Below are 11,502 nucleotides of genomic sequence, written 5' to 3'. Positions count from 1 at the left end.
CGCACCCCCGCGAAGCGCTCGGATCATCGCCACACCCAGACGCGGAGCGTCCCCCAGACGACATCGCCGTCGACCGTCGCGACGGACACTGGTCGCTCGGCGGAATCGACGCCGTCGGTATCGGTGCCGGCAGAATCGACGCCGGCAGAACCGACGGTCGCCACTCGTCCGGCGGCTTCGGGCGGTCGACGACCGTTGGTCCACGTCCCTTTCGGGGTCGTCACCACGACGGCGACGAGGTACCCGTCGGGCGTGGCCGGGCCGTCGCGCGGGAGCCCGACCGGTGAGACGACGCCGCCCTCGCTCACGTCGTCGTAGACCCGTTCGAGCGTCGGTTCGGCGAGCGCGTTGGCCGTCTCGTCCGGCGTCACCGCGCCCAGCGTCGTCGCGTACAGCGAGAGACCGGTGCAGACCGCGAACAGCGCGATCAGGGCGACGAGCGGCGTCGTTTGCGCCCGCGACGCGCCGGGAGACAGCGCTCGCGGCCCGCGGGCGGCGCTCTCACGCGTCGACGAGGACGACATCCACTCCCTCCCAAGACAGTCGGCGGACGATCAGCGTGCGATCGACGGGTCGCCACGGGGCGTCGCCCGCGTCGGCGCGGGCCTCGACGACCGCCTGTCTGAACGCCTCCGGCGAGTCGAAGGCCCGCTCTGGCGGCGTCCCGTAGAGGACGTCGCGCAGCGGCGACTCGTCGGCCGGAACGGGCGTGACCGGACCGAACGAAAGCGTCGCGTGCGCCGTTCCGCCGTCGGACCTGAGGCCGATCCGGCGCGTGCGGAGTCGGATCTCGTCGGCGTCGAGCGGGTGTTCGCCGGTGGCGGCGTACTCGGCGGCGGCGACGCGGTCCACCGTCGCGCCGACCGCGCCCGCGTCCGGCGGCGGAGCCGTCGGGAGTCCGGTCGCCGCGCCCACGAGCGCGACTCCCGCCAGCGACAGGCCGATCCAGCCGTACCACGCGTCCAGCGTCAGGTCGAACATAGCGCCGTTGGCCGCGTCTCCGTATATAAACGCTCGGCTGGGTTCGCGGGATCGGAAACGGTTTTCTGACCGCCTCAGAACAGCATCGCCGCACCCTGATACGCGACGAGATAGGTCGCGGTCGCAGCGAGCAGCGCGAGGCCGGTTCGATACCCCACGAGCGAGCGGTCGAGGCCGCGGTCGAGCCCGGTCGCGACGACGGTGAGGACCGCCGCGAGCGCGAGCACGTAGACGCCGACGGCCGCACCGAGCGTCGACGGATCGAGCGTGGCGACGCCCGGCACACCCGTCGCGGCGAGCGATGTCGTCGCTCCCGTCGTCGATGCACCTGCGGTCGATGCACTCGCACCCGCTGTCGACGCGCTCGATCCCGTTGTCGCCTCCGACGCCGCCATCTGCGTCGCCATCGCCACGGTCGCGCCGCCGACGAGCGGGGCGAACAGCGCCGCGGTGTGACCCAGCGTTCCGGTGATCGCCGCGAGCTCTCGTCGCGCCTCCTCCTCGACGCGACGGAGCTCGGTGAGGTGATCGGCCAGTCGGACGAGCGTTCCGCCGGCGGGCCGACCCTCCGCCGCGGCGACCGCGAGGAGCGACGCCGTCGCTCGCGCGCGTCGGCTCGGGATATCGCGCAGCGCGCCGTGTTCGCCCAGAAACGCCGCTCTGACGCCGACTCGCAGCCGACGTTGCACGCCGGAAGCCGCCTCGAAGAGGTCGCTCGTCCGCCCGGTCGTCGCCCCCGCGGCCGACTCGATCGCCGTCTCGACCGCCTCGCCGGCACCGACCCGCCGACCGACGACCGCCGTCGCGTCTGCCAGTCCGGCCTCGACAGCGCTGACGTCACGACGGACCGCGGCCATCGGTCGGTAGTGAACGACGAGCGCCGCGCCGACCCCGGTTCCCACGGCAGCGACGGGCGCGGCCCACGAAGCGACGGCCGAGCCGCAGACGAATCCGAATGCGACGCCGAGAACGCCCGCGACGACGCCGCGCGTCGGTTCCGAGGGCACGTCCGGGTGCGCCGCAGTCACGCGCGGCGGCGCGATCGCGATCGGGCGTCGGAGGAGTAGCCACGCGCCCGCGCCGACGAGTCCGACCGGAAGCAGGACGTCGTAGAGGACGACGAAGACCGAGGCGGGAATCGTCACGCCACCGGCGCGGGCGGCGGGCAGCACGCCGACCAGCGCGAGCGGGAGCAGGACGCCGAAGGCGTAGATCCCGCTGGCCGGGCCGCGGACGTCGCCGGCGAACTCGGCCATCTCCGTTCGCGCGCCGTCGAGGACCGTCTCTAAGGCCCGTTCGAGCGCCTGTTCGCGCTCGTCCGGCGGTGCCTCCACCGCGGCCGAGAGCAGCGCGATCGACCGTTCGAGCGCCGGGAACCACGAGCGCCACTCCGCGGCGAAGGCGTCGAGGCCGGCCGACGGCCCCGATCGCGTCCGTTCGGCGTGCGCCGCGAGGCTGCGAGCGAGCGGTCCCGTGCCCGTCCGCGCGGCGAATATCGCGGCCCGCTCGGGCGTCGAGTCGAGTCGAAGCCGGAGTGCCGCGCGCGCGACGAGACTGGGCGCATCGCCGAGCGCGCGGGCCCGGCGGAGCGTTGCCGCCGCGACCGGCAGTCGATGGACGACGTGCGTCGCTCCGAGGCCGATTCCCGCCGCCGCGGGCACCGACGCCGCGACCGGGAGCACTGGGAGCAACGCGACGAGCGCGCAGAGCGCGAGCACGGCGACGGGGACGGCGGCGACGTACCCGGCGCGAACGACGGTGTCGGCGCGGAGGTCGCTGCCGAGGAACGCCAGCGAGCGGTGGAGGTCGTCGGTCGGCTCGACGTCGCCCGGGTACCACTCGGCGAGCGTTCGAGCGATCCGCTGGAGGCGAATCGCTCGGCGGACTCGGGCCGCACCCGCCATCACAGCCCTCCGCGACGGCTCCGGTCGCACGCCTCGGGCGTCGTCAGCGACGCCGACGCGAGGCGGTCGAACCGTTCGGCCGTCCGATTGAGCCGAGACAGGAGGTCACTGTAGGACTCGCAGTCGCCGCAGAGCCGCTCGAAGACCGCGCTGTCGCCCCGTTCGACGGCCCCCGTCGACTGCAGCGAGCCGTCGCGGCGCTGGAACAGCGGGACGAACGTCGATTCGTCGCCCGTCGTCCGCACCCCCTCGACGGCGGACACGTATCGTTCGTCGCCGTCGCGCACGCAGGTGACGACTAGATCAGTCGCCCCGAACGAGGAGGGCGGCACGCCGAGGTCGGAGACGACGCGCTCGCGGACCGCCGCGGCCGAGTCGCCGTGGATCGTGCCGAGGACGGCGTGCCCGTGCGCGCCGACGCGCATCGCCTCGTACAGCGACCGCGCCTCGCCGCCTCTGACCTCGCCGACGACGAGCGCGCCGTCGCCGAGTCTGAGCGCCGTCCGCAGCGCGTCGGTCGGCGAGAAGCCGCTTCGACCGCTGCCGCCGTCCCGTCGGGTACTGCCCCCGCCGGAATCCCCGGCTGCTCCCGCGCCGACGTCGGTGTGTAACGCCTGCACGTCGCGGCCGCGCTCCCGGAGCGCTTCGATCGGAAGCTCCGGCGTGTCCTCGATGCTCACGAGCCGCGTCGTCGCCGGAAGCTCCCAGAGGAGCGCGCCGAGAAGCGTCGTCTTGCCCGCTCCGCGCGTTCCGGCGACGATCGTCGCCGCGCCGCCCGCGACCGCGAGCGAGAGAAACGCCGCGGCGTCCGCGGGCAGTGATCCCGCCCCGACGAGTCGCGGGAGCGTCCACGCGTCGTCGTCGCGGGCGCGGAACGCGAACCCCAGTCCGTCGCTGGCCGGCGCGGTCACGCCCGCGACGCGGATTCGACGCCCCGTCTCGGCGACGACCGAGGCGTCGAGGGTCGGCGCGCTCCGGGAGAACGCGCGGCCGCTCTCGCGTCGGAAGCGCGATGCGAGCGACGCGGCTCCGTCGGGCGTCAGGCGGACGTTCGTCGGGCGACGCTCGCCGTCGACGACGACCCGAACGGGCGCGTCCGTCACGGGTGCGGAGACAACGACGTCGGAGACGCGCTCGTCGGCGAAGAAATGCTCGAACACGCCGAGGCCGCGGGTGTACCGATCCAGAACCGCTGCGATCGTCTCGATCGGCTCGTCGGCGTCGGCGACTCGCCGGACCGCTCTGCCGGCCGCGCGGGAACCTCCCGCGACGGAACCGTTCGCGAGGACGCGATACGCCGCAGCGAGCGTCGCGGTCGCGTCGGCAGCGAGGTCGTGAGCCGTCGGCGTCAGGTGATACAGCGGGCCGTCACACGTGTCGTACCGCCGCACCTCAGCGTCAGTCGGGAGCGTCCGCGACTCGCGGAGCGCGGCGGACGGCGGCCGCGTCGAAACGCGGGCCCGAGCGACCGTCGGTCCGACGAACGCTCGAAGCGCCTCCCGGTAGCGGTTCGATTCCGGATCGACCGCCGATCCACCGCGTCGGCCCGCAACGTGATCGACACCCGCCGCGAGCCCCGACTCCGCTGCGATCCGTGAGAGCGCCCCCGCGCGACCCGTCGCTCGGTGGGCGGCCCCGAGCGGGTCGACGCGTGCGCGCTCGGCCAGTGAGTCGTCGTGGGCGCGCGCCCGTTCCGCGAATCGACCGGCGGCGAGCAACAGTCCGACCGCGGCGTCCGCATACGTGCGTTCGATGCCGTCCGAGCGCGTCCGGACCACGTCGACGTCGCGTTCTTCGAGCGCGGCGACGACGGTCGCCCGACAGCCGGGGCTCAACGCCAGATCGCCATCGCCGGGACACGTCGACGCGTCGACGATGAGCGCTCGCCGGTCCGTGATCCCCGTTCCCGAGGGATGTTCGAAGGACGGCCGACAGCGACACGCTTCGGCAGTTTCTGAGGTCTTTGCATCCCCCGCAGGCCCACTGCGATCGCCGCCGTCAGTCGCGAGGCCAAGAGTCGCAGCGAACCGGTCGATGGCGGTAGTGACGTCAGCGAGCGTCGAGTCGGAACCGGCCGCCGGTTCATCGTCGCGGATCGAAGTCATAGCGCCGGTGGCCGCGTCTCCGTATATAAACCGTTGGACCGGGTGGCGCGAACATCGACGGTCGATCCCGCACCACTCACCCGCGCGTGACGACGATCACCGGCCGGCCGCCGTCGACGACGAGCGCGAGCGAGACGGCGTGCCGACCGGTCGCCTCGAAGACGACGGGACCGTTCGGCGTTCGAACCGGCACGGGAAGCGAGAGCCCCCGAAGCCGAGTCGACCCCGAGGACGATCCGTAGGCGACGAGCGAGCGGTTCCCCGCTCCATCCGGCTTCCCCCCGATCGCGACGAACGCGGGTCGCGCGGTCGCCAGCGACGCTTTCGGAAGCCGGACCGCCACACGTCGGACTGCTGCCTGTGACCGCCTCGGCGTCGCGTCTTCGGTCGCGGCCAGTGCCGCCCCGGCGCGTTCGATCCGGTCGACGGTTCCCGCCAGTTCCCGGTCGGTCCCGGTCGCCCTCGCGTCGTCGATAGCGGGCAGTGCGGCCGCGAGCGTCGCCACTGTCAGCACGGCGGCGACGACCAGCCGGATCACTGGAACGCGTCGCGAAGGCGCGTCGCCAACGACTCGCGTTCATCGTCGGATCGGCGAGGCTCGACCGTCCCAGCGCCGAGTTCCCGTTCGCCGCTTGCGTCGGGCGACTGTGATCCGTCGTCGGCCGTGGCTGTGCTGTGAGCTGTCCTCGACCGAGAGATCTCCTTGCGCGCGCCCGTCTCGGGAAGTCGCTCCCGAACCAGCCCGCCGTCCGACGATTTCAGCCGCTCTTCCAGCGATTCGACCTTCGCGAGCGCGATCGACGCGCGCCGCTCGACCGCCTCGTCGACAGCGTCGACGCCGCCGAGGAGCCCGCGGACGGCGTCGAGTTCGGCCTCCACCGACGCCAGCCGCCGTTCGAGCGAGGCGACATCCGCGTCGGTGTCGGGGACCCGATCGCCGGTCCCGGCCTCGATCGTCCCGGCATTTGTCGGGTGAGCGTCGAATTCGTCGGATTCGCACGCCCGCAGATCGTCTCGCTCGGGTGCGGTCGTCATATCGCGAGTGGCCCCGTTCTCCCTTATAAACTCAGGCACCAAGGTTGAAGGTCCACCTCGGAGAGATACGGGTATGAAGTCCGTCCTGATTGGTGTCGGCCAAGCCGGCGGGAAACTCGCCCGCGAACTGGTCGATTTCGACGAGCGGATGGGGTTCGGTGCCGTCCGCGGCGCTGTCGCGGTCAACACCGCGCAGGCAGATCTCAGCTCCCTCCCCTTCGAGACCGTCCTCGTCGGCCAAGACCGCGTGAAAGGCCAAGGTGTCGGCGGCGACAACGAACTCGGTGCGGAGGTGATGCAGGCAGATATCCAAGAGGTGCTCTCCGCGCTCGACGGGTCGATCACGGCCGAAGCCGAGGCGATCTTCGTCGTCGCCGGGCTGGGCGGCGGCACCGGCAGCGGCGGCGCGCCCGTCGTCGCGAAGGAGCTCAAACGCATCTACGACGTCCCGGTCTACGGGCTCGGTATCCTCCCGGGGCGCGACGAGGGATCGATGTACCAAGTCAACGCCGGCCGATCGCTGAAAACGTTCGCGCGCGAGTCCGATTCGCTGCTCCTCGTCGACAACGACGCGTTCCGGTCGGCCGGCGAGAGCGTCACCGAGGGGTTCGACTCGATCAACCGCGAGATCGCAAAGCGGGTCGGTCTACTGCTCGCGTCCGGCGAGTCCGTCGAGGGCGTCGCCGAGAGCGTCGTCGACTCCTCGGAGATCATCAACACGCTCCGGAACGGCTCGATCGCCGCGCTCGGCTACGCCTCCGCTGAGGCGGCCCCCGAGGCCGAGGAGAACATCAACACCGTGATGAGCACGACCCGCCGCGCGCTGCTCACGGGGTCGAGCCTGCCGGACGCGACCGACGCCGACGCCGCGCTCGTCGTCGTCGCCGGCAGACAGGACGCCGTCCCGCGGAAGGGCGTCGAGCGCGCCCGACGCTGGGTCGAAGAGGAGACGGGGAGCCTGCAGGTTCGCGGCGGCGACTTCCCGCTGTCGAGCGATCGGATCGCGACATTGATCCTCCTCGGCGGAATCGAACGCTCCGAGCGGTTGGAGGCGTTTATGCAGCGCGCGAAGGAGGCGCAGGAAGAGGAGACCGCCGCGGAAGCGAAACCCGATAACCCCGGCGATATGTGGGCCAACGACGACCTCGACAACCTGTTGTAGCCGCGTTCGCGTCGGCGGTCCGTGCGTCCTTACTGCTGCAACAGACTCGCACCGTCGAACTCAGCGCGAGCGTAGTCGACTTCCATCAGATCGAGGACCGTCGGCGCGATGTCGTAGAGGTCCGCGTCGGTGATTTCCACGTCGGGGTCGTCGACGAACAGCGACGCGTTGTCGAAGCTGTGCATCCCGTTTCGGGGACCCTTCCCGAACACGTCCTCGTGGCCCGTGAACCCGGATTTCAGATCGAAGCCGTGGTTCGGAACGACGACGAGGTCCGGGGCGATGTCGTCGTGGTCGCCGCGGAAGGCGTCTTCCTTCTCGACGACGCGGTCTGCGACCTTTCGACCGTCGGGGCCTTCGAGCGCTTCGAGTTCGGCTTTGAGTTCCGATCGAACCGCCTCGTACTCGTCCTCGGGGACGCTCCCCCGCGGCTCGCGGCCTTCGAGGTTGATGTAGAACCGGCCGGGAATGAGCGAGTACGCGCGCGCGTCGTCGGCGATGTCGCCGAGTTCGTCGTGGTCGTCGTCCTCGTAGGAGAGCCAGCCCGCCTCTTCGAGCCACGCGTTGCAGTGGACCTCATAGTCCAGCGAGGTGAACCCGTGATCCGAGGCGACGACGAGCGTCACGTCCTCCGGCAGCGCCTCGCGGATCTTCCCGACGTACTCGTCGACCTTCTCGTAGAACTCGATGAAGGCCCCCTTGTTCTCGCCGTCGCGCTCGTAGTCCTCGAAGAGGAAGTGATTCACCCGGTCGGTCGTCATGAAGACGCCGAAGAAGAGGTCCCAGTCGTCGCGATCGAGGACCGAGGTAAAGGCCTCGTACCGTCGGTCGAGCGTCTCGTGAGCGTTCTCGACGAAGTCCGACTTGTCGTCGTCGTGGCCGAGTTTGGCGTTGACGTCGATGCGGTAGTTCATCGAATCGAGTTCGTCGCGGAACTCCTCGGGGTGGGCGGCCTTTTTGACGCCCGGCGAGAGGAAGCCCGAGACCATCCGCTGGACGTTGCGCTGCGGCGGGAACGTCACGGGGACGTTCATCACGCTGGCCTGTCGCCCGTCGTCGGTGACGCGGTCCCACAGGCGCGTCGCCTGTACGTCACGCCCCATCGGGACGTAGGTGTCGTAGGAGCCGTTTTCGCGGTCTTGAAAGCCATAAACACCCGTTTCCCCCGGATTCACGCCAGTCGTGAGCGAGGGCCAGCAGGCGGAGGACTCCGGCGGCACGATGCTCTCGATCGCGCCGGCGCTGCCCTCCTCGGCGAGCGCGGCGAAGTTCGGAAAGAGCTCAGAGCTGTCGGCGAGGAGACTGAAGGGTACGCCGTCGATACCGATGAAAGCGACGCGCGGGTGATCTTCCCCGCGCAGCCGGTCGAACAATCCCATATCGGTCGTATTCCCCCGTGAGTCATAAGAACTTTCGTCTCCGCGCGAACGTCTGCCGCTGTCTGCGACGCGTCGATCTCGACCGCCCGCGGCGAAGGAGCGAAGTACGCGCCGCGACAAAGGCACGTAAGAGCCGTGAAGGAGTTCCAGCGAAAGCAGCTGTTGGAGCGCGTCAACCGCGAGGCCGCGACCGTCGGCGTCGAGATCCCCGACGCGATCGACGTGCAGGGCGAGGAGATCGACCTCCGCGAGTTCGTCTTCGAGATCAAGCGCCGCGACACGATTCCGTCGGGCGAGCGCGACCGCGTCGACGAGGCGAAGCGGAACCTCCGCCGGGAGCGTCGCCAGCGACTCCGGAAGATCAAGGACGGAGAGATCTCCTACGAGAAAGGGGAACGCCTCGCCGAGAGCATCGTCGGCATCGACCGCGCGCTGAACGCGCTCGAACAGCTCCGCCCCGTCGATCTCGAAGAGGAGTCGTCGGTACAGGCGACCGCCGACCAGAAGCGCTGGGTGCGCTTCCTGAAGCAGGCGCTCGGCCACGAGGACGTCAGTAGCAGTCCCGCCGGCGGACGGGGGTCGGGAGGCGGACGCGGCGGAACAGGGGGATCGGGAGGCGGGCGTCGGTGAGCCGAAACGCCGAGGTCGCGCGACAGCTCGAACTGTTCGCCGACCTCCTCGAGGCCGACGGCGTCGAGTACAAGCCGAACGTCTACCGCCGGGCCGCCGAGAACATCCGCGAGCACCCCGAGGCGATCGAGGCGCTGGCCGCGGAGGGCGAAGCGGCCGTCGAGGAGATCGACGGCGTCGGCGACGCCATCTCCTCGAAGGTCGTCGAGTACGTCGAGACCGGCGAGATCGGAGAACTGGCGGAGCTGCGCGAGAAGCTCCCGGTCGAGATGGAGGCGCTCACGCGCGTCGAGGGCGTCGGCCCCAAAACCGTCGGTGCACTCTATGATGCCCTCGAAATCACGACGCTCGACGAACTCGAAGCGGCGGCCGAGAGCGGGCAGATTCGAGAGGTGAAGGGATTCGGCGCGAAGACCGAGGAGAACATCCGCGAGAACATCGCGTTCGCGCGGCAGGCGAGAGAGCGCGAGCGGCTCGGGGACGCGCTGCCCCTCGGGGAGGACGCGCTCGCGTACCTGCGCGACGTCGACGCCGTCGAACGGGCCGACGTCGCCGGCTCGCTCCGACGGTGGCGCGACACGATCGGCGACGTCGACGTCCTCGTCGCCGCCGAGTCGGGCGCGCGGGTCGTCGACGCGTTCGTCGAGTGGCCCGCCGCGAACGACGTCATCGAGGCGGGCGAGCACAAGGCGGGCGTCCGCGTCGACGGCATCCGCGTGGATCTGCGGGTGGTCGTCCCCGAGGAGTTCGGCGCGGCGCTGCAGTACTTCACCGGAAGCAAAGAGCACAACGTCGAACTCCGGAACCTCGCGATCGGCCGTGGGCTGAAGATGAACGAGTACGGCGTCTTCGACGTCTCGGAGGTCGACGAGCCCGACGCGGACCAGCGGATCGGCGAGCGCGTCGCGGGCGAGACCGAGGAATCGATGTACGCGGCGCTCGATCTGCCGCTCATCCCGCCGGAGATCCGCGAGGGGACCGGCGAGATCGACGCCGCGCACGAGGGGACGCTTCCAGCCCTCCTCGAGGAGAGCGACGTCCGCGGCGACCTGCACACCCACACTGACTGGTCCGACGGCCGCGCGTCGATCGAGGAGATGGTCGAGGCCGCCGCCGAGCGCGGCTACGACTACTACGCCGTGACGGACCACGCGACCGGCCCCGGGATGGTCGGCGGCGTGGGGCTCTCGGACGCGGAACTTCGCGAGCAGACGGACGCGGTCGACTCGGTCCGAGAGGCGCTCGGAGAGACGCTGGATGCGGACCTGAAACTCTTCCACGGCGTCGAGACCAACATCGACGCCGAGGGGGGGCTCTCGACCGGCGACGACCTGCTCGCCGACCTCGACGTCGTCGTCGCCTCGCCGCACGCGGCACTCGGGCAGGACCGCGAGACCGCCACTGAGCGACTCGTCCGCGCCGTCGAACATCCGAGCGTCGACATCTTGGGCCATCCGACCGGCCGGCTCATCAACGAGCGCGAGGGCCTCGACCTCGACATCGCACGGCTCGTCGAGGCGGCGGCCGACGCCGGGACGGCACTGGAGATCAACGCGGACCCGGCCCGCTTGGATCTCTGGGGCGAACTCGTCCGCGTCGCCGTCGAACAGGGCGCGACGATCGCGATCGACACCGACGCCCACGCGCCCGGGGCGCTCGACTACGTCCGGTATGGGGTGCACACGGCCCGGCGAGGATGGTGCGAGCGCGACGACGTGCTGAACGCGTGGGACGTCGACGACCTCGAGACGTTCCTGCACTGACGGACGTCGAGCCGGTGTGAGAGCGATGAGCGAACGACTCCTCGTCGACGCGATGTGCGGCAAACTGGCGACGTACCTGCGGATGTGCGGCTACGACGCGGCGTACGTGCTCGATCCGGAGGACGGGGCCGGGACTGAACGCACCTCCGAGTCCGCCTCGACGACCGAGAGCCCGTCGGACGCCGACATCGCCGCGTGGGCCGAGCGGTCGGGTCGAACGCTCGTCACGCGGGACGTCGACCTCGCGGCGCGCGTCGACGACGCGGTGTTGCTGACGAGCCGCGACGTGGTCGAACAGCTCGACGCGCTCTACGAGGCGGGCTTCGACCTGTCGCTCGCGGATCCGCCGCGTCGCTGCGGCGCGTGCAACGGCGAACTCGGACGCGTCGACGCCGACGAGTCGCTTTCGAGTGGGATGCCCGATCCCGCGGAGACGGCCTGCTGGCGGTGTCGCGACTGCGGGCAGGTGTTCTGGAAGGGGAGTCACTGGGACGACGTGCGAGCGACGCTCGCGGGCGTCAGAAAATAACTCGCAGCGGGTTG

The 11,502-nt window shown here is 70.7% G+C and carries 11 protein-coding genes; 4 read left to right on the top strand and 7 right to left on the bottom strand.

Going from position 1 to position 11,502, the window contains the following annotated elements:
• Nucleotides 1-23 precede the first annotated feature (23 nt).
• From U5919_RS03025 to U5919_RS03000, 6 genes are all read right to left on the bottom strand, one after another.
• Nucleotides 24-524: a DUF7285 family protein gene (locus U5919_RS03025; RefSeq protein ID WP_336022038.1), complete on the bottom strand. Its 501-nt coding sequence runs from the start codon at nucleotides 522-524 to the stop codon at nucleotides 24-26.
• Complete coding sequence (locus tag U5919_RS03020) at nucleotides 502-981, bottom strand: DUF7283 family protein (protein WP_336022037.1); 480 nt, start codon at nucleotides 979-981, stop codon at nucleotides 502-504. Before U5919_RS03020 ends, U5919_RS03025 begins: the two co-directional genes overlap by 23 nt.
• Nucleotides 982-1,055: 74 nt before the next feature.
• The gene (locus U5919_RS03015) at nucleotides 1,056-2,885 is read right to left on the bottom strand and encodes a type II secretion system protein (RefSeq protein WP_336022036.1); all 1,830 of its coding nucleotides are present in this window, start codon (nucleotides 2,883-2,885) and stop codon (nucleotides 1,056-1,058) included.
• Nucleotides 2,885-4,990, bottom strand: a complete 2,106-nt coding sequence (locus tag U5919_RS03010; RefSeq protein WP_336022035.1) for an ATPase, T2SS/T4P/T4SS family — start codon at nucleotides 4,988-4,990, stop codon at nucleotides 2,885-2,887. Before U5919_RS03010 ends, U5919_RS03015 begins: the two co-directional genes overlap by 1 nt.
• 76 nt (nucleotides 4,991-5,066) lie before the next feature.
• Nucleotides 5,067-5,528 carry a DUF7311 family protein gene (locus tag U5919_RS03005; RefSeq protein ID WP_336022034.1) on the bottom strand — a complete coding sequence of 154 codons (462 nt, stop codon included), beginning with the start codon at nucleotides 5,526-5,528 and terminating at the stop codon, nucleotides 5,067-5,069.
• A complete protein-coding gene (locus tag U5919_RS03000; RefSeq protein WP_336022033.1) occupies nucleotides 5,525-6,025 on the bottom strand; it encodes a DUF7310 family coiled-coil domain-containing protein in 501 nt (166 codons plus the stop codon). Before U5919_RS03000 ends, U5919_RS03005 begins: the two co-directional genes overlap by 4 nt.
• A 73-nt stretch (nucleotides 6,026-6,098) precedes the next feature.
• Between U5919_RS03000 and U5919_RS02995 the strand changes: the two genes are divergently transcribed.
• Entirely contained in the window at nucleotides 6,099-7,187 is a 1,089-nt protein-coding gene (locus tag U5919_RS02995) for a tubulin/FtsZ family protein (RefSeq protein ID WP_336022032.1), read from the top strand.
• Nucleotides 7,188-7,216: 29 nt separating this feature from the next.
• Here U5919_RS02995 and U5919_RS02990 read toward each other — a convergent pair whose 3' ends face one another.
• Nucleotides 7,217-8,566, bottom strand: a complete 1,350-nt coding sequence (locus U5919_RS02990; protein ID WP_336022031.1) for an alkaline phosphatase family protein — start codon at nucleotides 8,564-8,566, stop codon at nucleotides 7,217-7,219.
• 135 nt (nucleotides 8,567-8,701) lie between these two features.
• On the opposite strand from U5919_RS02990, the gene U5919_RS02985 reads away from it, so the two are divergent.
• Genes U5919_RS02985 through U5919_RS02975 form a run of 3 tightly spaced genes read left to right on the top strand, consistent with a single transcriptional unit; the run spans nucleotide 8,702 to nucleotide 11,488 of the window.
• On the top strand, nucleotides 8,702-9,196 hold the full coding sequence (locus tag U5919_RS02985) for a DUF5788 family protein (RefSeq protein WP_336022030.1): 495 nt from the start codon (nucleotides 8,702-8,704) through the stop codon (nucleotides 9,194-9,196).
• Nucleotides 9,193-10,959, top strand: coding sequence for a DNA polymerase/3'-5' exonuclease PolX (gene polX / locus U5919_RS02980; RefSeq protein WP_336022029.1), 1,767 nt, complete (start codon nucleotides 9,193-9,195; stop codon nucleotides 10,957-10,959). Before U5919_RS02985 ends, polX begins: the two co-directional genes overlap by 4 nt.
• Before the next feature lie 25 nt (nucleotides 10,960-10,984).
• On the top strand, nucleotides 10,985-11,488 hold the full coding sequence (locus U5919_RS02975) for a Mut7-C RNAse domain-containing protein (RefSeq protein WP_336022028.1): 504 nt from the start codon (nucleotides 10,985-10,987) through the stop codon (nucleotides 11,486-11,488).
• Nucleotides 11,489-11,502: the final 14 nt, after the last annotated feature.

Source organism: Halobellus sp. LT62 (assembly GCF_037031285.1).
GTDB lineage: Archaea > Halobacteriota > Halobacteria > Halobacteriales > Haloferacaceae > Haloquadratum > Haloquadratum salinisoli.
Note: the sequence above shows the minus strand (reverse complement) of the source record. Positions and strands in the feature narration are given on the sequence as shown.